This window comes from Levilactobacillus namurensis, from assembly GCF_032197885.1.
GTDB classification, from domain to species: domain Bacteria; phylum Bacillota; class Bacilli; order Lactobacillales; family Lactobacillaceae; genus Levilactobacillus; species Levilactobacillus namurensis_A.
Genome location: NZ_CP134159.1, coordinates 768,684 through 790,468, shown reverse-complemented (window position 1 = coordinate 790,468; position 21,785 = coordinate 768,684). Strand labels below are relative to the sequence as shown.

Genomic DNA, 21,785 nt, shown 5'->3' with positions numbered 1-21,785 from the left:
AATGTTCACTGATCAAGCCCATGCCGCTACTCTCACCAGTTGGGCGGCTTCCAAGCACCACCCCTTCATTCAAGCCTTGCAAGCGGGGACCTTACCCGCAGCCACTTTCCGGTATTATCTGATTCAAGACCACCACTACCTGCAAGAATTCGCGACGATTCACGACCTGGCCGCGGACCAGGCCACGGATCCGCAGGCGGCCCACCAGTTACGAGCCGGAGCTGAACACTTACGCCAAGGCGAGATGGCGGTCCGCAAAACCTTCTTTAGGCAACTCGCCATCACGGATGCCGAAATCGCGGCGACGCCTATGGCTCCCACGGGGTACGCCTATACCAGCCACCTCTACCGGTCTCTAGCGACCCTAGGCACTGCCGGCGCCGTGATTGCCCTGTTACCCTGTTATTGGCTCTATGCCGAGATTGGTCACGACCTGGCCCACCAGGGATCACCCATCCCCATCTACCAAGCTTGGATCGATACTTACAACGCCGACGACTACGCCGGAGAGATGCCCGCTCAATTGGCCCTCGCCAACCAGGTCGCTACTCCCCAGAACACGCCGGCCCTCCTAGACATCTTCCAAAAGAGCAGTTGGTACGAGTTACACTTTTGGCAAATGGCCTTGGACCACGAAACTTGGTAACCTAAGCGTCAGGATTCCCAATCGCGCGCGCTTGCTTTATAATAAAGACACCATCTGAGGGAAAGCGGGTGTCGTGATGCAAAAAATTCGTCAAATGACCTTTCTTCAATTTTTCGGTTACTTAGCTTTAATTTTGGGCATTCTGATTGAAGGGTACGCCCTGGTGAACCACCCCGGCAGTCTGAGTAGTGGTGATGACATGTTCGGTGGCGCCGTGGTCCTGGCGCTAGCAGTGTCCTTTCTCCACGACCGACCACTAGGCCGGAAGCTGGTCATCATTGCGCTCAGCACCCTGGGCTTCGGCTATTTTACCTTCATCCACACGCACGCGTGGCTCTGGACCATTCTCTTAGCCATCGCCATTGCGGCTTTCTTGATTTACGTCGTGGGAATTCGCGAAGATATTCACCGTAACCACAGTGACTGGTTGCACTTTTAAAGGCTTATTTTGATTCCTATCGGGCCACCTCGTTGAACGGGGGTGGGCCCGATTTTTGTAATCTAAACACGTAATGGTTTTTATTGAAACCGTTTGCAATATTGTGATATACTCCTCGCTGATCACAACACTATCAGCACACAGGAGGACGATAACATGCAGATTACTTATGACTTTTCTGATAAACGCGTCATCATCACCGGTGGCGCCGGCGGCATCGGCCTGGGAATGGCCACAGCCTTCGTCAAAGCGGGCGCCCGTGTCCTGGTGGTCGACGTCAACGCTGAGCTCATCACACAGGCTAAGCGGGAGCTTCAGGCACTCAACGCCGGTCAAGTGGTCACGCTTCAAACCGACATCAGTACCAAGGCCAACGACCAACTCATCATTGACACAGCCGTCAAAGCCTTTGGCGGGATTGACGTGCTGGTCAACAACGCCCACGCTTCCCACCAGAAGCCCTTCACCGCGCTAACCGACGATGACTTGGCCCTGTCCTTCAACACCGGCTTCTATCCGACTTGGCATCTGATGCAGCTGGCTTATCCCCAGCTCAAGGTTAACCAGGGGAGTGTCATCAACTTTGCCTCGGGGGCTGGGATCAACGGACAACCGACCCAAGCCGCCTACGCTGCGGCCAAGGAAGCCATTCGCGGCCTTTCCCGGGTGGCGGCCAACGAATGGGCTGCTGATAACATTCGGGTCAACCTGATTTCCCCAATCGCCGAAACGGCTGGTGTGAAGCGCTGGAAACAGGCCGCCCCGGACCAATACGCGGCAATGGTCAACCAGATTCCACTCCACCGACTGGGCGATCCCGAACAGGACATTGGGGCGGTCGCCCTCTTCCTGGCCAGCGACGCCAGCAGTTACATCACCGGTCAGACCTTCATGGTCGACGGTGGTGACATCAAGCTTCGTTAATTAAGGTCCCTTGCTCGCCAACGGAATCGTCATGGCACGCAAGGGATTTTTAGCATTGAGCGGTTAACGGACCAAAAGAAAACAGGCCAACCGAAGTCGACCTGCTTTCCCGCTTGATAGACTACAAGAGACTGTAGTCATGTAATCATCACGATTACCATTAATTAATAAAACCACCGGTTCACCCGGCACCCGTTTTAATGCCCGCAAAATTACCGTGGCATCTCCCGCGTCGTCGGCGGGATCTGTGGTTCGGACTGCGCAACGTGGGGCCCTACGGCGTGCGCCGTCAGTAGCCACGAGAGGCCACTGACCACAGCCAGTAGGACGATTGCCGTTCCCAGTCCCAGAATAATCCGTTTTAAGTTCACCTTGTCACCCCGTTCATCCCGACTTTCCGTCAACACGTGACCCCTAGTGTACGGGCTGAACGTCACAAATCGATGACAGCGACCCAAAATCGCGGTAACAATTCCTTAACACACAGAAAATTCATATTGCATTTTAGTTTACGCAATTTTGGGCCATTCATCAAGTAAAATTCAAAATATTCTCGGATACGAGGACTTATTCCCCAGATTTCGCCAAACTTTAGTATAATAAACAGTGAGCAGCAAGATGGATTATCATTTGGAGGGATATTAATGAGTCAAGAACAAGAGCTAAGTAGTCTGGCTGAAGCAATCATCGCCTACCAAAAGAAATACGATAAGACCGACGGCGAGATGGCCTTTGGTTCTCGCCTAACCGTTGAGAAGTTCCACGCCATCAAGACCGGTGAGCTGCAGCCCACTACCGACGAACAGGCAGCGCTCCACAGCCTAATTGCCAAGAAACCACTTTAAGCCAAGCAACAGACCTGAGTCTCCCTTTCGCAGACTCAGGTCTGTTTTTGTCTTCATCGTCATCCCAACGCGGCCCAAGCTTGGCGGTACGCCTGCGCCGTGGTCGCATCAAACGCGACCAACCGAACCCGCAGCTCCTGCTTTGAAGCGGCTAACCAGGTCGCAATCGTCTGCGTCGCCACCTGCGCCGCCGCAGCCAGCGGATAACCGTAAACTCCGGTACTCAGGGACGGAAAATCAACCGTCCGGCACCCCTGCGCCGTAGCCAAAGTCAGGCTATTGCGGTAACAATTGGCCAGCAATTCGGCTTCGTGGTGGTGACCACCCCGCCAGACCGGCCCCGGCGTATGAATCACCCATTTAGCGGGCAACTCGAACCCGGGGGTCAGCTTAGCCTCGCCAGTGCGACACCCATTCAGGGGCACGCAGGCCGCGAAGAGTTGCGGCCCCGCCGCCCGATGGATGGCGCCATCAACACCGCCACCACCCAGCAACGTGGTGTTCGCCGCGTTCACGATGGCATCGACTTGACTGCGCGTGATATCGCCTTGAATAACCTCAAAACTTCCCATCTTGCTCACTCCTTCGACCACGGCCAATGCCAACGGTGTTTCGGAGTCGTGGGCTGAGAGCCTTCCCGCGCCTTGAGCCGTTTCATGCCCTCCCGGTAAGGGTTAGCCGATAAGGTGTTCAGGTTCAACTTCGGCTTGGCCGGCGCCGCTTGGGGCTGCTTCACCTCGCGAAACGGCCGGAGATCCGTATGACAGCGCGGACAAGTCTGGTCGGTCGCCGTAATCTTAGCCCCACACTGGGGACAGAATTTTAGATTCGTTGCCATGTTTATTAAGCCTCCTAGTGTTGCCGGCGTTGTTGATGTTGCTGGTTCCGGTTCGCATTGCGTTCATGCGTCACAGCCGCTTGCTTGGCCCCTTCCGCAGCCCGTTGCTTACGTCGTTGTGCCCGAGCTGCCGCATCGGCTTTCTTCTTGGCGTCAGCGGCCTTACGCTTGGCTTGGCTACGATAGCTAAAGTAACTCCAAGCGCCAACCGCCAACAACGCTAGAATAATCTGTAAAGGCACTAACGCCCAGTTCACGTTCTTTGCCAATAACCAATCGTACATAATCAATAAAATCGACATGGCACCCACGACCGACACCGTGTCGCGCATCCACCGCGGTAACTTTTTCCACTGCATCATTCAAAACTCCTTATGTAGACCGCCGAGCGCTCGGCGGCTTTTTTCCGTTTCTATAAATCGCCCTCGACTTTGAGTTGCCGTTCCGTCAAGTAGGCGTCGAGGTACCCGAAAGCCACTTCATCCACGTCAGTAATCGCATACGCCTTGCCGACCTGGTCGACCTGATTATCCACCACTTCATGAAAGATGAAGTGCTGATTGCCGACCTGGGCGGGGTAGCCCAGCACGCTAGTCCCGTCGTGGAGCTTCAGCCGAATAATCGACCGGAACGTGGCCGCTTGCGTCAGTCGAGCCGTAAACTGGTCGTCCGTGGCATCGAACAAGCGCTCGTCGTTGAGGACCGGTTGGATGGGATGTTGTCGCGCTTGGTTCAGCAGCGTAAACAACCGCATGGTCTGCAGATAATCCGACTTTAACATCACTGCGTGCAATTCACTTAGCCGCATCAGGGTATACCCGCCGAACTGACCGGTCATGTCGACCAAGTTCAGGATCACGGCATCCGCCGTCACCGTATTCACCCGGCCCACGAAGAATAGGTCCTGGTCGTGCTTAGGAATCAAGGCCACGAAGAGCTCCCGGCCCACTAACTCCCGCAAGGTTCCCGCAATCAACTCCGGTGACGTGACCGTCACGGTCTCCTGATGCGGCAACTGTTGGAGGCGGGTCGCGGCGGCACTCTGTAGGGATAGTTCCTGACCTTGAAATTCGATGACCTCGATTTGGTTCGAGTCAATCTCGCGAACGGGGCGGTCCTGATAATCGAATTTATTCAGGAGCTGGATTGTCACCTTGTCCGCGGCGATGCCCGTCACCAGCCCCTCGTAGAAGTGCTGATCCTGATTCAGGACCAACATAATCACCAAGTGGTCGACCCACGCGTGACTCAGAACTTGTCGGCGTAAGTCTCGCTGCGGGTCAAAGTGCATGGTCAAGCCTCCGGCGGCCACGAAGTGTTCGTCATGGGCCGTCTGAATGCGAAACGCCATGTTATCCAGATCATCACTCGAAAATTCGACTTCATCTACCACGTTAAGGTCCAAGAAGACGGCACCATCCGGTAAGCCATAATCGTCATAGGTCGCCAGAATGAGGCCTTGGGCCCCCACAGCCGTCACGTATCCGGTATACACCACGTCTTGGTTCACCTGATAAACGTTGATCAGTATCTGCTGTGCTAGGGCCCGGTTAAGATCGTTAACAATAGAATTCATCATGTGGCCCCCTTTTCTGCTTTTTTGAAAATTCTACCATATTATGCGAAAAATAGCTCGCCACGGCCGTCCATTTCCGATTAAGAGACCGCCGTCCGTAAGAAGTCCGCCAAGTCGGAGCCCGTTAACCCAGCGCTGAGTCCGACCAGTAACTTGATTCGGGCCTTCTGACCGTTCAGTCCTTGGCACAACAATAACCCCATCTTGCGCAAGCCAATCCCGCCACCCGGGTAATCGTAGATGTCCTCGGCCACACCGTTATAACACCGTGAGACCAACACGATTGGAATCTGGCGGTCCAGTAACCGTTGAATCCCCGGCAGCGTTGCCGGCGGCAGGTTTCCCGCACCGACACCCTCGATAACTAGACCCCGAGTCCGGTCCGTCGCTAAGGCGTCGAACAGACTGGCGTCCATCCCCGCGTAGGCCTTCAAGAGGTAGACCCCGTCGATCACGTGGTCGATGTCGCAGGTGGTCTGCTGAATCAACTTCTGGAAGTACATGGGATGGCCCTTGGTGACCAACCCAATCGGCCCAAAGGTCGGGGTCCGGAAAGTCGCCACGTTGGTGGTGTGGGTCTTGGTCACGTAGCGCGCCGTGTGAATCTCGTCGTTCATGACCACCATCACGCCGTTATCCCGCGATGCGTCGGCCGCGGCCACCTCGATGGCCGATTGAAAATTGTACAGGCCGTCTGAGCCGACCTCATTCGACGACCGCATGGCCCCCGTCACCACCACGGGAATCGTGTTCGGCAGCGTCAGGTCTAAGAAGTACGCCGTTTCTTCCAGCGTATCGGTTCCGTGCGTAATCACGACCCCGTCGATGCCCTGCGCTTCGGCCTTTAGAATCCGTTGCTTGATCTGTAACATCTGAACCGGCGTCATGTGCGGCGACGGCAGGTTGAACATTTCATCCGTGATCAACTGAACCCGCCCCGCCAGGATCGTGGCGTCCTGGGCAATCGGGTTCTGATCATTGGGCACGACCTCCCCCTGTGCGTTTTGCGACATGGAAATGGTGCCCCCCGTGTGAATCGCTAAAATCTTCTTCACAACATTTACTCCCCTTCCAACAAATTGGTTACCCATATTGTACCCTAGTTGCGGTAAAATTTAGGTAAGAGTTTAGAAAGGAGGTCGCCAGGATGCCCCAACCTAAGAAAGCGGACCACTTCTACAAGCCCGGACCCGAAGTTCACCCGAAAAAAGACAGTGTCTCCGGTGGACTGGCCGACTGGGGACCGTTGATGGCCCTGTTCAGTACCGGCTTCAAGAAGCTCTGGCACCTGATCAAAAGATCCCCCAATGCCCACTAACGATTTTGGCTAAACCCGCCATCAGTGGTCAACTCGGCCTTGTGTTTTTAACGCCACCGTGCTAAAGTAAGTAACATTCTACACCAGTTAAATTAATGAAATTGCCTATATAATGCCAAGATAAGGTTGGTAAGTCTCTACCCGGAGCCGTAAATTCCGGACTATAAGCAAATTGAGGACCGAAACTCTTTTTGCCGATGAAAAGAGTCATCGGTCGAGTTTTACCGCTCCCTTTTTGCGTTATGCGAAAAGGGAGCTTTTTTGGTTTCATTCACAGACATGATAGGAGGAAATATCTTGCAAACCACGCAATCATCTCAAGCTACACAAACGACTGACGGCCAACCCGTCTCCACCTGGAAGGCCGCAATTCTGGGGTTCCAACACCTCCTCGCCATGTACTCCGGCGACGTCTTAGTGCCCCTCTTGATTGGTGGTGCGTTACACTTTAACGCCATGCAAATGGCTTATCTGATCAGTGCCGACATCTTCATGTGCGGTATTGCGACCCTGCTCCAGTTAAAGCGGACCCGCTTCACCGGAATCGCCTTGCCCGTGGTCTTGGGGTGTGCGGTCCAAGCCGTGACGCCTCTCTCTGCCATCGGTCGGAACTACGGGGTCGGTACCATGTATGGGGCCATCATCGGGGCGGGGCTCTTCGTCTTCCTGAGTGCCGGTTGGTTCTCCAAGATCAAGAACCTATTTCCCCCCGTTGTCACGGGGTCATTGATCACCATCATCGGGTTCACCCTGATTCCTGTGGGCTTCCAGAACCTAGGTGGTGGCGACGTCAGCGCTAAGAACTTCGGGGACCTCAAGTTCCTGTTAGTCGGCTTCTTGACCATGGCCATCATCTTAGGCCTGAACGTCTTCGCTAAGGGCTTCATGAAGTCACTGGCCATCCTTTTAGGGATCCTGTTAGGCACCGTGATTGCGAGTTGGCTGGGCATGGTCAACCTGAGCGCCGTGGGTCAAGCCAGTTGGTTCCACCTACCGCAATTCTTCTACTTCAGCACGCCCAAGTTCGAGTGGTCGTCCATTCTGACCATGATTCTGGTCTCTCTGACTACCATGGTCGAATCGACCGGGGTCTTCTTCGCCTTAGGGGACATCACGGGCAAGCAGATTAAAGAGGCCGACTTAAAGCGCGGCTACCGGGCTGAAGGTATCGCTGTGATCCTGGGCGGACTCTTCAACACCTTCCCGTACTCGACCTTCTCTGAAAACGTGGGGGTGGTCCAGCTTTCCGGCGTTAAGACCCGCAAGCCCATCTACTTCTCCGCTCTTTTCCTGATGCTTCTGGGGCTCTTACCTAAGATTGGCGCGTTGGCAACGGTCATCCCCGACCCCGTTTTGGGTGGTGCCATGATCGTGATGTTCGGTATGGTCGGCGTCCAAGGTATCCGCATGCTCCAACAAGTCGACTTCAAAGACAACAATAACCTGTTAGTCTCGGCTATCTCGATTGGCCTTGGGTTGGGCGTAACGGTCTACCCGCAGATTTTCCAAGACCTGCCGCAATCCCTGCAAATCATCGTGAATAACGGGGTCGTCATCGGGAGCTTCTCCGCCGTCATCTTGAACGTGGTCTTCAACTTGCGGCCGCAACGTGCGGCTCAAGCCGCCCAAGCACAAGTCAACAGTACGGCCCAATCTCGAAAATAACCTAAAACGCTACTCCCGTTCCGCAAACCACTGGAACGGGAGTTTTTGAGTAAAAATCAATCCTTTGATGACAAATCAGTCTCCCGTCCCGGCAAGTTCTTGGTTTGCCTAGCGAACTCACGTATAATGGACTTATTCTAATCTGACGAAGGAGCGCGCGCTATGCTAAGCATTCAACACATTCGAAAATCGTTCGGGGACGTCCAGGCCCTCAACGACATCAGCTTCGATGTCCCGAACGGTCAGATTCTCGGACTGATTGGTCAAAACGGGGCTGGCAAATCCACCACCTTCCACAGTATCCTGAACTTCATCACCTTCGATGGTCAGATTACTTGGCAAGGACACGCCTTTTCAGCGGAAGACTTCAACCACATCGGTTACCTTCCCGAAGAGCGTAGTCTGATGCCAAAGCTAACCATCGAACAACAAATCGTTTACCTGGCTCGGCTGAAGGGGCAGTCGGCTAAGGTGATCCGCCCCCAAATCGACGACTGGTTGGAACGGTTCGCCGTCAAGGGCACCCGCAAGAGTAAGATCAGCGACCTGTCTAAGGGGAATCAACAGAAGGTCCAATTAATCTGTACCCTGATTCACCAGCCCGACCTCCTGATCCTCGACGAACCCTTCAGTGGCCTGGATCCAGTCAATGCTGACTTGCTCAAGCGCGCTATCCTGGACGCCAAACAACGGGGAGCGGCCATTATCTTCTCCAGCCACAACATGGAAAACGTCACCGAGGTCTGCAACCAACTGGTGATGCTGCGCACGGGGAACATGGTCCTGCACGGAACGCTCCAGGATGTCCGCAACCAGTTCGGCAAGACCGAGCTGTTCGTCACGACCGACTGGGACGCTCGTCGGTTAGCGACCCTCCCCGGCGTCGCCAGCGTCACGCCCCGGCAACCGGGCCAATTCCGGCTTCATCTGAGTGACCCAGCCGCCGGGCCGGCCATCTTCGCCAGCCTGACTCAGGGCCACTACATCGAAGAATTCAGCCAGCAGCCCCCGACCCTTGATGAGATCTTCCGAATGAAAGTGGGTGAAGCAGATGCTTAAGACCTGGATTGTGACCGCCGAGACCTACCTGCGTCAAATCAAGTCATGGAGCTTCTTCTTCATGATTATCGGTCCCTTCCTGATGCTGGGACTGACCCTGGGAATCAGCTACATTAGCGCCAACAGTGCTTCTAGCAGTCAAGAGATTGCCGTTGTGGGGACACAACCCGCCTTACGCCGCCAGTTCATTGCCCAGCACCCAACCGAGTTGAACACCAAAATCACCACGGTCGCCGCTGCGAAGAAGGCCCTAAAGGCCAACCACTTGGCGGGCTACCTGACCATCACCACTACGGAAGATCAGGTCAACGCGGTCTACCGGGGGAACCAGTCCCTCAGTAAGGGCGTTGAGGCTCAGGTCCAAAACTTCCTAGCCAAGACCCAGCAGCTGACGAACTACCAAGCCGCTAAGTTAACGCCCAAACAACAGGTTCAGCTCCAACGAACGCCTAAGCTGACCCAACACATCGCCTCTAAGGCCGGCACGGCTAACCTGGCTAAGACCATCTCGTTCTGGTTGATTGTGACTATGATCTACATTATCTTGATTACCTACGCTTCCATTACCGCCCAAGAAATTGCGTCGGAAAAGGGCACAAAAATTATGGAGATCATCTTCTCCAGTACCACTGCAACCAGCTACTTCGTGGGTAAAATCACCGGTATTCTGCTGGTGATCATTACTCAAATCGTCATTTACCTGTTGGGGGGCTGGGCCATTTACGCCTGGGCCTTAAGTCGCAAGGGTCTCCACGCGATGATTGCGCAGTACCAATCCTTGATCGACGGCGTCCTGCATAACCTCTTGAACCTGAACCTTCTTTATCTCTTTATCGGTGTGGTATTGTTCACCCTGCTGGCCGCATATAGTGGCGCGTTGGTCGCCAAGGCCGAGGATGCGTCCAAGGCCGCCCAACCCGTGGTCATGTTGGGCATGGTGGGCTTCTTCGCCACCTTCCCCTTCCAGAACAACTTAGACGCCCTGCCCGTTAAGATCATGTCGTACATCCCATTCCTCTCGTCATACTTCATGCCGATGCGGATCATTAACGGTACGGTTGGTCTGGGCACCCAGTGGCTCTCACTGGTCATCGCCTTGATCACAACAGGCTTGATGAGTTGGGGCATTGGCCACCAATACCAGCACCTGATGTTACAATCGGATAGCCAGACGCTCTGGCAGCACTTGCTCAACCGGCGTCGGCGGAATTAAACGAAAGGAAGTCACCAATGGCTGAAAAAGACCGTTACTACCAACCTTCAGACGTGGAAGACGCCTTATTAGAAGTTCAAAAACTATTTAACAGTTACCGTAGTGCGCCCCTGACCCAGGAGCTTTTGACCTACCACCAGAACCTCATGAGTCGCTTGACCAGCGACTTACGGGATGCTGCCCGGACCGAACAGCGCCCCGACCTGGTCACTGCCACCCAACAAATGGCCCAAGCCATGCAGAACTGGACCAACGTCCGACTCTCGGGGCAGCCCTATCCCGGTCGTCTCCGGCACTTTAAGTTCGTACCGGACGCAACCGGACCAAAGTTCAAACGGCACGTGGTCAAAGACCACGGCTCAGGCACTCACCGCAGTAGCCGCCACTAACGACAAAAAGCCTGGGATAAAATTCCCAGGCTTTTTTGCGACGCTTTAACCATCCGGTGTTGAAACCTACAACCAAAGGCACTCTTTTTGCAAGATTTTAGATTTTTATTCAGTTGACCATTAACTTTTTCGACCAAAGTGCTATACTAAATTTATAGTCATTTGGGTCCTTAGCTCAGCTGGGAGAGCGCCTGCTTCGCATGCAGGAGGTCGTCGGTTCAAATCCGGTAGGATCCATTTTTGTGTATCTAGAGATAAATAACATGCTTCAAAGCGCTGTGTTTACGGTGTTTCTGATTTAACACATAATCATCTAATGTCACCAATTGGCATTAAAATTACACACAAATAACCCAACGGTGGTAGGGATAACAAACTGTTAGCTTAACGGCTAGCAGTTTTTATTTGGCCCTTAAATGCTCAAAAAAGTCCCATTAACGTTCCTTAAAGGTTATCCGTGTAGCTTTATCATCGAGGAGGGATTTCTGATGAGACAACTTACCAAACACTTACTCGTATCATTGACCGTTATCATTAGCGCTTTGGGCATGGTTCAAAGCGTCCACGCCGCCACTATCAAAACCGGCTATACGACACTAAAAACAGCGGCTTCTAAGCGCAACGTGACCACCACTGGGAAGCACGCATTATACACGAAACCTGGGACGGTTAAGGGCGCTAAACTGGTGGCTTCAAAAGCCCTCATGAAGACATTTGGGACCTACACTACTAAAGACGCCCAAACTTACGCCGACACCACTAAAAATCCGTCCCATAAGGGATCTACCTACTACTTTCGCGCTTATGGCTACAAGGTGACCAATACCGGATCCGTCTACTACCGCGTCGTGTCCATGAACAAAAAGTATCGGGGTTACGTCTATGGCGGCAAGAAAATCGGTAAGTTTTCCGGTGGACTCAAATCTGCCAAAACAACTTCAGCCGTCACCACCTATAACCACGCCAACGAAGCCGTCGGTATTGCCGTTCCTGGAATTCTCTGGAACGTTGTCCCTTACACGCAATATCCCACGAAGAAACTAGGCCAAATGAAGGAAACCACTACCACTTCCCTGCCACACGCCGCCAAATTTAAAATCGTTAAGGCCGCTAAACGTACCCGGGAAGGCGACGTCTTCGACTACATTGTCTCAACGGATCAGTACCACTACGCCGGTTGGGTCAAAGCCTCGTATATTCGGTCGTATACCGATATCGATACGGACTAACCCATTACTGCATCCCCATATTCAACCTCAAAATAAGCCATTCTCATTTTAGGGAATGGCTTATTTTTGTCTTTCTCCCCGCCTCCACGTAAACCGGCATCCCCCAAAAAGTATGAATAATAAATCTCTTTACTGGTTAATAAGCTAGATTTTAATTTTAAATCACCTGCGCTACAATTAAATGGTTCAAAATATATTAGGGGGTATTACATTGTTTAAGTTAACCGGGAGAGGGATTACGAGTTTAATGTTACTAGGAACACTGATGGGTGTGGGACTAACAGCGACTCCTGCCAAGGCCATCAGTCAAAGTAAAAAGAAAATTCTAGCGAGTTACGCAAAGTACGACAGAAAGGTCACTAAAACGAGTAAGAAAGTCGATTCGGAGTTTGATCGAGTTGGCATGCGAAATTTACCAAAATTAACACGAATTAACATGAGCTCTACTAAAGTCATGCCATTCGAGCCCGACGTCTTCACCATTGGCAACCGATTAACTGTTGGAAACGAAAATCGAACCCACGGTGTGACGCTCAATAAACATTCAGTGGTTATTGGTAATGTCAACGATTGGGGAATTGCTAACATTAAAACGCCCACCCTATCAAAGAAAAATCAGAAAAAGGTCTTTAATGTCATTGGTAAAAAGTGGTCGTTTGCCGTGTCCATGAAGAAACTAACGAAACCGGCCCAAACCGCCTTTCTCACAAAATATACACCCAACACGGCATTTGCTCACGGCGCATATTCCAATCTCCCCACACTCTATCAGAAGAATCGTCAGTCTTATTTTGATGTTGATAGAAGAAATAACGGTTTCATCACGGTAACCGCTGACAATTACTTAAATTACTACAACAAGTACACCACCAAGTCAGGGAACCCCAATTACACTAAAGTTGCCCAGTCAGTTAAAATCAAGAAGTTTAACCGCGGCAAGTCCGTTTACACTTATTACCTTGCTAAACCAATGAAGGGGTTCGGCACTAAAAAGGTGACTATTTCAGGTAAAAAACTCTACCGTTTAAAGATGTCACTGGGGCATGTCTTCCAAGCCTACGATAGCTACAATGGGGATGCCGGTACTTTCCGGATAACGGTGAACGTTGGCCATAAAAAGTTCTATGCTAACCTAGAAAACATTGCGGAGGCATACGCCTACTACTTACAAGGCAGTTCCGACGGCAATGCTGCATTTGATGAAAAAACAGCTAAAACCTATATTCAAGGATTGCAGTAAGCTTTCCTCAAAAGACTACCTTCGGGTGGTCTTTTCGTCTTAATTATGGTGTTTCCCCAAAAGGATTGAACAGTGAGTATACCTAACTCGCCTTTCCTAACCAGCAAGTCCCCTCCTGACCGCCATGTCGGCGATTAGCCGTTGCAATCACTAGCCGATTATCGCCTTAATTGCTGAGCGGGACGGCAATATTGACGCCGAACGGTCACCCCGATACACTAGGTCTCAGATAGCCAATAGCGACTACCTATTCATTTCTAGGGGGAGTTATTTATGAAAAAAGTTTTAGGTTATGTTGCTAGTGTCGCCGCTTTATTCGCTTTAGGGGGCTGTGCTTCAACCAGTGCCCAAGGGAGTAAGACCAGCGTTAAGACGGTTTCAACTGCTAAGCAAATCAAGTTACGGACGAACTATCACAAGAACGCCCAAAAGCTTGAATTCAAAAACGGTCGGAAAAATGCTAAATTAACCGTCTTAAACGGCAAGAAGCAATGCGTCAAGAAGTTCAGCGTGGCCAACAAGGGGAACTTCGATATCAAGTTGTCGAAAGCTCAAGCCAAGAAGCTGAGCCAATGCAAGACCTTTAAGTACGCCGTTGCTCAAAAGGGTTACAAGACCTACACCGTGTCCAACCCCGTCTGCAAATAACCTAAGCAAAATTGGCCTATCTAAAAAGTCGGCAAATTAGCCGACTTTTTTTGATATCCTGCTTTATTCTTTTGATTAATCGTATACTAAAAGGCGAAAGGTGGCTTCCCCATGAAAATCATCATTGCGCCCGCTAAAAAAATGGTCGTCGATACCGACACGTTCGCAATCGACGGTCTGCCCCAGTACCTGCCCCAAACGGCCCAACTTCTCGACCGCCTACGGGAATTGTCTTATCCCGAGGCCAAGGTCTTATGGCACTGTAGCGACAAGCTCGCTGAACCCAACTATCACTGGCTACAGCAACTCGATCTGCACCATCAGCTCACCCCAGCCATCCTCAGTTATACGGGCATTCAGTACCAGTACATGGCCCCTGACCTCTTCACCGCGCCCGCTCTCGACTACGTCCGTCAAAATCTGCGGATTCTCTCCGGCTTCTACGGCATTCTTCGTCCGTTCGACGGTATCGTTCCTTACCGCCTCGAGATGCAGGCCAAGCTTGCGGTGGGGGCCACGGCGAACCTGTACGCGTTCTGGGGGGACCGCCTCTATCACGCCCTGGCTACCCCGACGGAGCCCATCATCAACCTGGCCTCCCAAGAATACGCCAAGGCCATTCGCCCTTACCTGGCACCCCAACAGCCCTTCGTGACCATCGTCTTCGCGAGCCTGGTCGACGGTCGGTTAAAGACTAAGGCCACACTAGCTAAGATGGCCCGCGGCGCGATGGTCCGCTACCTCGCTGAACATCAGGTAACCTCCGTTGCCGGCATCCGCGCCTTTGACCACCCCGACTACCACTTTGATGCACAATGGTCCACGGACACCCAACTAGTCTTTCTCAACCAACAGTGACCCTCAATCAGCCACCACAGGTTCCGTCACCGACAACCCTAACTGTGTCATCAAGCGCACGACCTCCTGTTGCGTGGCCTGCCGATCTAACGCCGTGTCTTCAAATAGACTCACCATGTGGCTGCCCACCATTAACAACTCGTCGTTGGCACTATCACGATTGCCCAAGAAAGACACTTTAATAAAGATATCCAAGGTCTTCACACTATCTGGCCGCTGCTCCAGCGCCGCCTGCACTAACTCCTGCAACACAATCTTTAAGTTGCGGCGTTGGTGCTTTTTCTTTTGATAATCAGTGTAATACGGTAGAAAAAGTGCCACACAAACCGCCAATAATTCCGCCGTTGCCTCAGCCCAGTCAGCTAAGGGCCCCATCTCCAGAATTGCCATATTAATCTCCTCCCATTCGGAAATCCGTTTTCAACTACCGGATATTCCGAACCAGTGTAGACTAACTCGGCCTAAATTCACGCTAAAACGGTCACAATCCCGCTACTTAATTTTGACACCGAACAGACCTAAGATGGGGGCCGCCTGCACCGGATTAATCACGAGCCCCGCTAAGCTCCGGGGAGTGACGTCAACTTCGAGTTGGTCAAAAGTACTAGTCGTGAGGTCAACGCCCTGCAAACGTGTCTCCCCAAAACTCGCCAGGTTCAAGTCACACCGATCTAAGACCAGTGGCGGCGTCACCCGACAAGCCCGTAAATACGCCTCTTTCAGCGTGGTTGCAGCTAACCGACACCGCGTAAGCTGCGACCCGCTGAGGTTCAGGTAGTCCCCCCGACTCTCCGTCACCGTCACGTCCTGCCACCGATTCTCCAGAAAAGCGGTTCCCAGTAAGTTACACCGGGTAAACGTACACCGGTACAGGACACTGTGAGTCCAAGTCCGATTCGCGAAGTCACAATCTTGGAAGTGGCAATCCAGCCACTCACTGTGGTCCAAGTCACCAACGAACTGGCACCGGTTCAGGTGAACATCGCTCACGTGACTAGGCAAGCTAGGCAACACTAGTGTGCACTGCTGATAGGTCTGGTACGGTTCCAAGTCCGTCACGTTAATTGTTTGGTCTTTAATCATGGGTCATTCCTCCTGACTGGCCCTAGTCTAGCAGACGTCACTCGCTACTATCTGTGGATTTTCTCATGGCTTAGACCCGCTTATTTTTCCTGCACCCGGTGCCCCGACCGCCAAATGACGTTACAAGCCGCCTAGGCCCCCCGTAAAAGCGAAAATTCTCATCAAATTTTTACGCAATCGCGGTCTGATAGGCTTTTCCGGCCTGCTGAGCGGCCCCCTTCAGGGTAGCTTAATTTTGGCCGTGACCGGCTGCTTCCGGAAAATAACGGCCCAGAATGTCCAAACTATACAGTGTGCCGTCCATCTCAGCCACCTCTGGTAGGTGGCCCCAAACCGTAAACCCGTTGTGCTTAAACAACGCCTGACTGGGCGTATTATGACTGAACACAAACGCCACGATTCGATCAATGTCTAGCCGGGGCAACTGCGTCATCACAAACGCTAACGTCCGTTGTCCCAAGCCCTGGTGCCGAAAAGCCGCATCAATGTACAGACTGATTTCGACGGTGTGGCGGTAAGCCGGCCGCCCGTAGAAGGATTCCAGACTGACCCACCCCGCGATTGTTCCCGCCACCCGGATCGTCCAAATGGGCCGACTCGCTGGGTCGAAGCTCGCAAACCAGGCCTCGCGCGACGCCACCGTCACGGGGGTCAGGTCGGTCGTCGCTAACCGGCTGGGGATAATTTCATTATAAATTGCCACAATCCGTGGTAAGTCTGCGGGTTGCGCATTTTCAAACGTGACTGTCATCGATTAACCACTCCCTATGGTAGTTGATTATAGGCTTCTCCGCGTGATTCCGCTACGGTCAATTGGCCCCGACTAAGCGCGATTGCTACCACGGGGGAATCCGGTTGGAACGTCGCTTAGCCACGTACCGGTTAAGTGGGTTGACTACCACCCCGTCTCGACCCAATTTCTGCTTAGTTGCTGGTTTATTTTTAGGACTAAACCCGCTATAATCAATAGAGCTGTAAGGGGTTTACCACCCTCAACGCCATCGAAATTCTTACAGAGGGGGTTGTCCAATGGGTCAGCCAATTATCGAACTCCGTCACGTCACCCAACGCTACGGAGACCATACCATCTTAAAAAATATCAATCTTACCCTGGAACCCGGAAAGTTCTACACGCTGCTAGGTCCCTCCGGTTGTGGGAAAACCACGATTTTACGGACCATTTCCGGCTTCAACCAGGTCACTTCCGGCGACGTCCTATTCGACGGTCACCGCATCAACGACGTTCCCGCCAACCACCGGAACGTGAACACGGTTTTCCAAGACTACGCGCTATTCCCCCACCTCACCGTCGCGGAAAACGTTGCCTTCGGTCTGACCCTGCAAAAGCGCCCGAAATCAGAGATCACCCAAAAAGTCGACCAGGCCCTTAAGCTGGTGCGCTTAGCCGGCTATCAGGAGCGCGCCATCAGTGCCCTCTCCGGGGGCCAGCAACAACGGGTCGCCATCGCCCGGGCCATCATCATGCAGCCCCGTGTGCTCCTCCTAGACGAACCCCTCTCGGCCCTGGATGCGAAGCTCCGCCGGGAAATGCAATACGAATTGCGCGACCTCCAACAACGACTGGGCATCACCTTCCTGTTCGTGACCCACGACCAAGAAGAAGCTCTCGCGATGAGTGACGAAATCTTCGTGATGAACAACGGAGAAGTCCTTCAGAGCGGGACCCCCGTCGACATCTACGACGAACCCATCAACCACTTTGTCGCGGACTTCATCGGCGAAAGCAATATTCTGCCCGGTAAGATGGTCGCCGACTTCCAAGTCGCATTCAACGGCCAACAGTTCGAGTGTTCCGACGCGGGAATTCCCACCGACGAACCGGTCGAGGTCGTGCTCCGGCCCGAAGACCTCACCCTAACTGACCTGGCGCACGCTAAGTTGACCATGACCATCGACACGCAGCTCTTTCGGGGGGACTACTACGAAATCGCGGCGACGGACACCCGGGGCCACAGCTGGTTGATCCACTCGGTCAATCCTGCCGAAGACGGGGAGACCATCGGCATCAGCTTCCGGCCACAGGACCTCCACGTGATGCGGCTCCACGAAAAAGAAGCGGAATTCGACGCCCGCCTGGAGACTTACGAAGGAACGGAGGACGCCGACCATGACCAACCGTAAAAACTGGGGCTACTTTCTCCCCTACGGTCTGTGGCTGGCCCTCTTCGTGATTGCGCCGGTCGCCTTGATCGTGTACCAATCCTTCTTCAACTTAGACCATCAGTTTACCCTGAACAACTACGCGACCTACTTCCAATCTGGCGTGTACTTAAAGATGACGGCCAACTCCATCTGGTACGCCCTGCTGATCACCCTATTCACCGGAATCATCAGCTATCCTACGGCGTACGTGCTTCATCAATTGAAGCACCGTCAATTCTGGCTGTTGCTGGTCATCCTCCCCACCTGGATCAACATCTTACTTAAGGCCTACGCCTTCATCGGCATCTTCAGTCAAGCTGGTATGGCCAATAACTTCTTGCGCTTTATCGGCATCGGCCCGCACCAGCTCTTATTCACCAACGCCAGCTTCATCTTCGTGGCCACCTATATCCAGATTCCGTTCATGATTTTACCCATCTATAACGCCTTAGACGACCTCAACCCCGCCTACGTCAACGCCAGTCTCGACCTCGGCGCCACCCGGTGGCAGACCTTCCGTCGCGTCATCTTTCCGTTGACGCTCCCCGGGGTCAAGGCGGGCGTCCAAGCCGTCTTCATCCCCTCGTTATCCCTCTTCATGCTGACGCGTCTGATTGGCGGAAATAAGGTCATCACCTTAGGGACCGCGATTGAGGAGCACTTCTTGACCACCATGAACTGGGGGATGGGGTCGACGATCGGCGTGATTTTAATTCTGGCCATGATCATTGTGATGCAACTGACCAACGACCACGACCAACCAGGGGGGTTCCCACGATGAAAAAGTTATCTCGCGCATACCTTATTTTGATTTTCATCATTCTTTACGTCCCCATCATCTACCTTATCGTCTACTCGTTTAGCGCCGGTGACACCATGACCAACTACCACGGGTTCACCTGGAAACACTACGCGGACCTCTTTGCCGACCCCCGGATGTTAGCCATCGTGGCCAATACCCTGCTAGTCGCGCTATTGTCCGCCCTCATTGCGACGTTAATTGGCACCCTGGGGGCCTTGAGCATCCACCGGACGTCTAAGCGCGTCACCCGGGATGTGCTGTTGAACCTCAACAACATTCTGATGGTCTCTCCCGACGTCATCATCGGGGCCAGCTTCTTGATTTTCTTCACCACCCTCAAGCTGCCTTTAGGCTTTGGCTCCGTTCTCTTGAGCCACATCGCCTTTGAGATTCCCATCGTGGTCTTGATGGTCTTGCCCCGATTACGGGAAATGCGGCCCGCGATGCTGGCGGCAGCCCAAGACCTGGGAGCGACCACTAAGGAACTCCTATCCCGAGTGATCATTCCGTTCATCTCGCCGGGAATCTTTACCGGGTTCTTCATGGCGTTGACCTATTCTCTGGACGACTTTGCCGTGACCTTCTTCGTCACGGGAAACGGGTTCTCCACCCTGTCCGTTGAGATCTACTCCCGGGCGCGCCAGGGGATCGACCTTGAAATCAACGCCCTCTCCGGGGTGATGTTCCTCTTCTCCCTATTACTAGTTGGCGGCTACTATTGGCTCCAACAACGGCATCATCGCCGGAAAACGAAGCGTCAGGGGGCGACATTATGAAACGTCTATTGACCATCGTGGCCCTGCTTCTAGGTGTCTGTGGCCTACTGGCTTACACCAGTCACACGCTGACTACCTCCAGTGGCAGCACCGGTGCCAAGGTCCTCAATCTGTATAATTGGGGAGACTACATCGATCCCCAACTGCTTACCAAGTTTCAAAAGGAAACGGGCTACCACGTCAACGTGGAGACCTTCGACAGCAACGAAGCCATGTTTACCAAGTTGAAACAGGGCGGCACCCACTACGACCTGACCGTTCCCAGTGACTACATGGTCAGCAAGCTCAAGCAGGCTCACCTGCTACAGCCCATCGACCGTAGTCGCTTAACTGGCCTGACCAACTACGACCCCCTGTTTCTCAACAAGTCGTACGACCCGGGCAACACCTACTCGCTTCCCTACTTCTGGGGAACCCTAGGGATCATCTACAATGACCGCTTCGTGAAGCCGGGTAGTCTGACCCACTGGTCTCAGCTCTGGTCCCCCAAGTACCGCGACCAGATCATGCTGATTGATTCCGCCCGTGATATCCTGGGGATGGCATTAGCCGAACAAGGCCATTCCATGAACACCACCAATCCCGCAACTTTACGGGCGGCTACCCACAAGTTGAATGCGTTGAGTCCCAACGTGAAGGCGGTCGTTGCGGATGAAATCAAGATGTACATGATTCAAGATGAGGCCGCCGTGGCGGTCGACTGGTCCGGCGAAGCGGCGGAAATGCTGAGTCACAACCGCCACCTCCACTACGTCGTCCCGAGCGAAGGGAGTAACTTATGGATCGACAACTTAGTCATCCCCAAGTCCGCCCAACACTACGCCGCCATTTACGCCTTCTTGAACTTCATGAGTCGGCCAGAGAACGCGGCCCAAAATGCCGAGTACATTGGTTATGCGACGCCGAACCGACGGGCTAAGGCCCTGCTTCCCAAGGTGATTCGAAACGACCGGCAGTTCTACCCGACCCGCCAAACAACTCGTCACCTCCAGATTTATCGTGATTTATCACCCAACGTGGTGCAAACTTACAATGACCGGTACCTGGAATTCAAAATGCACCATTGACCCTAAACCACATGGTCGCTAGAATGCGGAGACGCATTCTGGTGACCATTTTTGGTGCGTGCTTCCATTTTGAAAAACCATAACCAAGGCCAAAACACAAAAAACGCCAATCACCCCCTGCACGAAGCAGGGTGGGCGATTGACGTCACCGATGAGCCACAGACTAACTTTTTAAGAACGGAAGATCCGGCCTCCCGGATTTATCCGAAGCTACCAGAAATATAATCTTGGGTCACGGGAATCTGCGGATTGCTGAACATGGTGGCCGTTGGCGTGTACTCCATCACGTGACCCAAGTGGAAGAAGGCACACTGGCTACTGATTCGTGCCGCTTGCTGCATGTTATGCGTCACGATGATAATCGTGTACTTTTGCCGCAACTCGGCTAGGGTCTCTTCAACCTTGACCGTTGAGATGGGATCCAAGGCACTGCAGGGTTCATCCAGTAACAGAACATCGGGCTCCATGGCAATCGAGCGTGCAATGCATAGCCGTTGCTGCTGCCCACCAGATAAGGCCAGGGCACTCTTATCAAGGTTATCCTTGACTTCGTCCCACAACGCCGCCCCGCGGAGACTGCGCTCGACCCGTTCTGCTAGGACCTGCTTGTCCTTGATGCCTTCCGCCCGCAAGGCGTAGATGATATTCTCCCGAATCGACTTGGAGAACGGATTCGGCCGCTGGAACACCATACCGATGTGCCGCCGAATCTCATAGATGTTCACGTCGGGTTCGTTGATATCCACGTCGTGATACCAGATTTTCCCGGTCACCGTCGCGATACCATCGTTCATCCGGTTCAACGAACGCAGGTACGTCGACTTACCGGAACCCGAGGCCCCAATCAACGCCGTAATCTGATTCTTCGGAAAGCTCAGACTGGCATCGTGCATGGCGTGGTTACTGCCATAAAAGACCTGCATGTCCTCCGTCCGTAACGCCAAGGGGACGTTATCGGCAAAGGTCTGAATGGCCGTCTTCTCAAATGAATACTCTTTTAACATGTG

Annotated in this window: 27 protein-coding genes, 1 tRNA gene and 1 riboswitch; of the genes, 18 read left to right on the top strand and 10 right to left on the bottom strand. The window is 53.1% G+C overall.

Going from position 1 to position 21,785, the window contains the following annotated elements:
* The first annotated feature begins 1 nt into the window (after position 1).
* The 3 genes from tenA (at position 2) to RIN67_RS03650 (ending at position 2,009) form a co-directional block, all read left to right on the top strand.
* Positions 2 to 646, top strand: coding sequence for a thiaminase II (gene tenA / locus RIN67_RS03660; RefSeq protein ID WP_264999417.1), 645 nt, complete (start codon positions 2 to 4; stop codon positions 644 to 646).
* Between the two features lie 76 nt (positions 647 to 722).
* Positions 723 to 1,085, top strand: a complete 363-nt coding sequence (locus RIN67_RS03655; protein WP_264999418.1) for a hypothetical protein — start codon at positions 723 to 725, stop codon at positions 1,083 to 1,085.
* A 156-nt stretch (positions 1,086 to 1,241) separates the two neighbouring features.
* The gene (locus RIN67_RS03650; protein ID WP_264999419.1) at positions 1,242 to 2,009 is read left to right on the top strand and encodes an SDR family NAD(P)-dependent oxidoreductase; all 768 of its coding nucleotides are present in this window, start codon (positions 1,242 to 1,244) and stop codon (positions 2,007 to 2,009) included.
* A 212-nt stretch (positions 2,010 to 2,221) separates the two neighbouring features.
* On the opposite strand, the gene RIN67_RS03645 is transcribed toward RIN67_RS03650, so the two are convergent.
* Positions 2,222 to 2,413, bottom strand: a complete 192-nt coding sequence (locus tag RIN67_RS03645; protein WP_056944696.1) for a hypothetical protein — start codon at positions 2,411 to 2,413, stop codon at positions 2,222 to 2,224.
* A 240-nt stretch (positions 2,414 to 2,653) separates the two neighbouring features.
* On the opposite strand from RIN67_RS03645, the gene RIN67_RS03640 reads away from it, so the two are divergent.
* The gene (locus tag RIN67_RS03640) at positions 2,654 to 2,854 is read left to right on the top strand and encodes an LBP_cg2779 family protein (protein ID WP_056944695.1); all 201 of its coding nucleotides are present in this window, start codon (positions 2,654 to 2,656) and stop codon (positions 2,852 to 2,854) included.
* Between the two features lie 59 nt (positions 2,855 to 2,913).
* On the opposite strand, the gene RIN67_RS03635 is transcribed toward RIN67_RS03640, so the two are convergent.
* The 5 genes from RIN67_RS03635 to RIN67_RS03615 form a co-directional block, all read right to left on the bottom strand.
* A complete protein-coding gene (locus RIN67_RS03635) occupies positions 2,914 to 3,426 on the bottom strand; it encodes an O-acetyl-ADP-ribose deacetylase (protein WP_264999420.1) in 513 nt (170 codons plus the stop codon).
* A 5-nt stretch (positions 3,427 to 3,431) separates the two neighbouring features.
* A complete protein-coding gene (locus RIN67_RS03630; protein WP_264999421.1) occupies positions 3,432 to 3,692 on the bottom strand; it encodes a zinc-ribbon domain-containing protein in 261 nt (86 codons plus the stop codon).
* A 14-nt stretch (positions 3,693 to 3,706) separates the two neighbouring features.
* Positions 3,707 to 4,054, bottom strand: coding sequence for a hypothetical protein (locus RIN67_RS03625; protein WP_225426505.1), 348 nt, complete (start codon positions 4,052 to 4,054; stop codon positions 3,707 to 3,709).
* 50 nt (positions 4,055 to 4,104) lie between these two features.
* Positions 4,105 to 5,268 carry a hypothetical protein gene (locus RIN67_RS03620; RefSeq protein ID WP_264999422.1) on the bottom strand — a complete coding sequence of 388 codons (1,164 nt, stop codon included), beginning with the start codon at positions 5,266 to 5,268 and terminating at the stop codon, positions 4,105 to 4,107.
* Between the two features lie 80 nt (positions 5,269 to 5,348).
* On the bottom strand, positions 5,349 to 6,359 hold the full coding sequence (locus tag RIN67_RS03615; protein WP_264999423.1) for an asparaginase: 1,011 nt from the start codon (positions 6,357 to 6,359) through the stop codon (positions 5,349 to 5,351).
* A 56-nt stretch (positions 6,360 to 6,415) separates the two neighbouring features.
* On the opposite strand from RIN67_RS03615, the gene RIN67_RS03610 reads away from it, so the two are divergent.
* From RIN67_RS03610 to yaaA, 10 genes are all read left to right on the top strand, one after another.
* On the top strand, positions 6,416 to 6,586 hold the full coding sequence (locus tag RIN67_RS03610; RefSeq protein WP_158267204.1) for a hypothetical protein: 171 nt from the start codon (positions 6,416 to 6,418) through the stop codon (positions 6,584 to 6,586).
* Positions 6,587 to 6,671: 85 nt separating this feature from the next.
* A riboswitch (purine riboswitch) is annotated at positions 6,672 to 6,770 on the top strand.
* 113 nt (positions 6,771 to 6,883) lie between these two features.
* The gene (locus RIN67_RS03605) at positions 6,884 to 8,251 is read left to right on the top strand and encodes a nucleobase:cation symporter-2 family protein (RefSeq protein WP_056944689.1); all 1,368 of its coding nucleotides are present in this window, start codon (positions 6,884 to 6,886) and stop codon (positions 8,249 to 8,251) included.
* Positions 8,252 to 8,413: 162 nt separating this feature from the next.
* The gene (locus RIN67_RS03600) at positions 8,414 to 9,310 is read left to right on the top strand and encodes an ABC transporter ATP-binding protein (RefSeq protein WP_264999424.1); all 897 of its coding nucleotides are present in this window, start codon (positions 8,414 to 8,416) and stop codon (positions 9,308 to 9,310) included.
* A complete protein-coding gene (locus RIN67_RS03595; protein ID WP_024746711.1) occupies positions 9,303 to 10,523 on the top strand; it encodes an ABC transporter permease in 1,221 nt (406 codons plus the stop codon). The genes RIN67_RS03600 and RIN67_RS03595 overlap by 8 nt, the downstream gene beginning before the upstream one ends.
* 17 nt (positions 10,524 to 10,540) lie before the next feature.
* Entirely contained in the window at positions 10,541 to 10,912 is a 372-nt protein-coding gene (locus tag RIN67_RS03590) for a hypothetical protein (protein ID WP_264999425.1), read from the top strand.
* Between the two features lie 164 nt (positions 10,913 to 11,076).
* A tRNA-Ala gene (locus RIN67_RS03585) sits at positions 11,077 to 11,149 on the top strand.
* Between the two features lie 251 nt (positions 11,150 to 11,400).
* On the top strand, positions 11,401 to 12,141 hold the full coding sequence (locus tag RIN67_RS03580) for a hypothetical protein (RefSeq protein ID WP_056944686.1): 741 nt from the start codon (positions 11,401 to 11,403) through the stop codon (positions 12,139 to 12,141).
* A 211-nt stretch (positions 12,142 to 12,352) separates the two neighbouring features.
* Positions 12,353 to 13,381, top strand: coding sequence for a hypothetical protein (locus RIN67_RS03575; RefSeq protein WP_264999426.1), 1,029 nt, complete (start codon positions 12,353 to 12,355; stop codon positions 13,379 to 13,381).
* A 273-nt stretch (positions 13,382 to 13,654) separates the two neighbouring features.
* Positions 13,655 to 14,029: a hypothetical protein gene (locus RIN67_RS03570; RefSeq protein WP_024746706.1), complete on the top strand. Its 375-nt coding sequence runs from the start codon at positions 13,655 to 13,657 to the stop codon at positions 14,027 to 14,029.
* Between the two features lie 111 nt (positions 14,030 to 14,140).
* The gene (yaaA, locus tag RIN67_RS03565; RefSeq protein ID WP_313826015.1) at positions 14,141 to 14,887 is read left to right on the top strand and encodes a peroxide stress protein YaaA; all 747 of its coding nucleotides are present in this window, start codon (positions 14,141 to 14,143) and stop codon (positions 14,885 to 14,887) included.
* Between the two features lie 3 nt (positions 14,888 to 14,890).
* On the opposite strand, the gene RIN67_RS03560 is transcribed toward yaaA, so the two are convergent.
* The 3 genes from RIN67_RS03560 to RIN67_RS03550 form a co-directional block, all read right to left on the bottom strand.
* Positions 14,891 to 15,277, bottom strand: a complete 387-nt coding sequence (locus tag RIN67_RS03560; RefSeq protein WP_264999428.1) for a hypothetical protein — start codon at positions 15,275 to 15,277, stop codon at positions 14,891 to 14,893.
* Positions 15,278 to 15,379: 102 nt separating this feature from the next.
* Positions 15,380 to 15,970, bottom strand: coding sequence for a pentapeptide repeat-containing protein (locus tag RIN67_RS03555; RefSeq protein ID WP_264999429.1), 591 nt, complete (start codon positions 15,968 to 15,970; stop codon positions 15,380 to 15,382).
* A 229-nt stretch (positions 15,971 to 16,199) separates the two neighbouring features.
* Complete coding sequence (locus tag RIN67_RS03550; RefSeq protein WP_264999430.1) at positions 16,200 to 16,721, bottom strand: GNAT family N-acetyltransferase; 522 nt, start codon at positions 16,719 to 16,721, stop codon at positions 16,200 to 16,202.
* Positions 16,722 to 16,999: 278 nt separating this feature from the next.
* Between RIN67_RS03550 and RIN67_RS03545 the strand changes: the two genes are divergently transcribed.
* The 4 genes from RIN67_RS03545 to RIN67_RS03530 are packed head-to-tail and all read left to right on the top strand — an operon-like array spanning position 17,000 to position 20,778.
* The gene (locus RIN67_RS03545) at positions 17,000 to 18,112 is read left to right on the top strand and encodes an ABC transporter ATP-binding protein (protein WP_264999431.1); all 1,113 of its coding nucleotides are present in this window, start codon (positions 17,000 to 17,002) and stop codon (positions 18,110 to 18,112) included.
* A complete protein-coding gene (locus RIN67_RS03540; protein WP_264999432.1) occupies positions 18,099 to 18,914 on the top strand; it encodes an ABC transporter permease in 816 nt (271 codons plus the stop codon). The genes RIN67_RS03545 and RIN67_RS03540 overlap by 14 nt, the downstream gene beginning before the upstream one ends.
* On the top strand, positions 18,911 to 19,711 hold the full coding sequence (locus tag RIN67_RS03535) for an ABC transporter permease (RefSeq protein WP_107738696.1): 801 nt from the start codon (positions 18,911 to 18,913) through the stop codon (positions 19,709 to 19,711). Before RIN67_RS03540 ends, RIN67_RS03535 begins: the two co-directional genes overlap by 4 nt.
* Positions 19,708 to 20,778 carry an ABC transporter substrate-binding protein gene (locus tag RIN67_RS03530; protein ID WP_264999433.1) on the top strand — a complete coding sequence of 357 codons (1,071 nt, stop codon included), beginning with the start codon at positions 19,708 to 19,710 and terminating at the stop codon, positions 20,776 to 20,778. The genes RIN67_RS03535 and RIN67_RS03530 overlap by 4 nt, the downstream gene beginning before the upstream one ends.
* 200 nt (positions 20,779 to 20,978) lie before the next feature.
* On the opposite strand, the gene pstB is transcribed toward RIN67_RS03530, so the two are convergent.
* Entirely contained in the window at positions 20,979 to 21,782 is an 804-nt protein-coding gene (gene pstB, locus RIN67_RS03525) for a phosphate ABC transporter ATP-binding protein PstB (protein WP_024746696.1), read from the bottom strand.
* Between the last annotated feature and the right edge of the window lie 3 nt (positions 21,783 to 21,785).

Bases quoted from the DNA above. Each gene is read 5' to 3' on its own strand.
- yaaA (WP_313826015.1), top strand. From the start codon at position 14,141: ATGAAAATCATCATTGCGCCCGCTAAAAAAATGGTCGTCGATACCGAC.
- RIN67_RS03655 (WP_264999418.1), top strand. From the start codon at position 723: ATGCAAAAAATTCGTCAAATGACCTTTCTTCAATTTTTCGGTTACTTA.
- RIN67_RS03620 (WP_264999422.1), bottom strand. From the start codon at position 5,268: ATGAATTCTATTGTTAACGATCTTAACCGGGCCCTAGCACAGCAGATA.
- RIN67_RS03570 (WP_024746706.1), top strand. From the start codon at position 13,655: ATGAAAAAAGTTTTAGGTTATGTTGCTAGTGTCGCCGCTTTATTCGCT.
- pstB (WP_024746696.1), bottom strand. From the start codon at position 21,782: ATGTTAAAAGAGTATTCATTTGAGAAGACGGCCATTCAGACCTTTGCC.
- RIN67_RS03635 (WP_264999420.1), bottom strand. From the start codon at position 3,426: ATGGGAAGTTTTGAGGTTATTCAAGGCGATATCACGCGCAGTCAAGTC.
- RIN67_RS03640 (WP_056944695.1), top strand. From the start codon at position 2,654: ATGAGTCAAGAACAAGAGCTAAGTAGTCTGGCTGAAGCAATCATCGCC.
- RIN67_RS03545 (WP_264999431.1), top strand. From the start codon at position 17,000: ATGGGTCAGCCAATTATCGAACTCCGTCACGTCACCCAACGCTACGGA.
- RIN67_RS03630 (WP_264999421.1), bottom strand. From the start codon at position 3,692: ATGGCAACGAATCTAAAATTCTGTCCCCAGTGTGGGGCTAAGATTACG.
- RIN67_RS03590 (WP_264999425.1), top strand. From the start codon at position 10,541: ATGGCTGAAAAAGACCGTTACTACCAACCTTCAGACGTGGAAGACGCC.
- RIN67_RS03595 (WP_024746711.1), top strand. From the start codon at position 9,303: ATGCTTAAGACCTGGATTGTGACCGCCGAGACCTACCTGCGTCAAATC.
- RIN67_RS03555 (WP_264999429.1), bottom strand. From the start codon at position 15,970: ATGATTAAAGACCAAACAATTAACGTGACGGACTTGGAACCGTACCAG.
- RIN67_RS03560 (WP_264999428.1), bottom strand. From the start codon at position 15,277: ATGGCAATTCTGGAGATGGGGCCCTTAGCTGACTGGGCTGAGGCAACG.
- RIN67_RS03625 (WP_225426505.1), bottom strand. From the start codon at position 4,054: ATGATGCAGTGGAAAAAGTTACCGCGGTGGATGCGCGACACGGTGTCG.
- RIN67_RS03610 (WP_158267204.1), top strand. From the start codon at position 6,416: ATGCCCCAACCTAAGAAAGCGGACCACTTCTACAAGCCCGGACCCGAA.
- RIN67_RS03650 (WP_264999419.1), top strand. From the start codon at position 1,242: ATGCAGATTACTTATGACTTTTCTGATAAACGCGTCATCATCACCGGT.
- RIN67_RS03535 (WP_107738696.1), top strand. From the start codon at position 18,911: ATGAAAAAGTTATCTCGCGCATACCTTATTTTGATTTTCATCATTCTT.
- RIN67_RS03615 (WP_264999423.1), bottom strand. From the start codon at position 6,359: ATGGGTAACCAATTTGTTGGAAGGGGAGTAAATGTTGTGAAGAAGATT.
- RIN67_RS03530 (WP_264999433.1), top strand. From the start codon at position 19,708: ATGAAACGTCTATTGACCATCGTGGCCCTGCTTCTAGGTGTCTGTGGC.
- RIN67_RS03550 (WP_264999430.1), bottom strand. From the start codon at position 16,721: ATGACAGTCACGTTTGAAAATGCGCAACCCGCAGACTTACCACGGATT.
- RIN67_RS03580 (WP_056944686.1), top strand. From the start codon at position 11,401: ATGAGACAACTTACCAAACACTTACTCGTATCATTGACCGTTATCATT.
- tenA (WP_264999417.1), top strand. From the start codon at position 2: ATGTTCACTGATCAAGCCCATGCCGCTACTCTCACCAGTTGGGCGGCT.
- RIN67_RS03600 (WP_264999424.1), top strand. From the start codon at position 8,414: ATGCTAAGCATTCAACACATTCGAAAATCGTTCGGGGACGTCCAGGCC.
- RIN67_RS03540 (WP_264999432.1), top strand. From the start codon at position 18,099: ATGACCAACCGTAAAAACTGGGGCTACTTTCTCCCCTACGGTCTGTGG.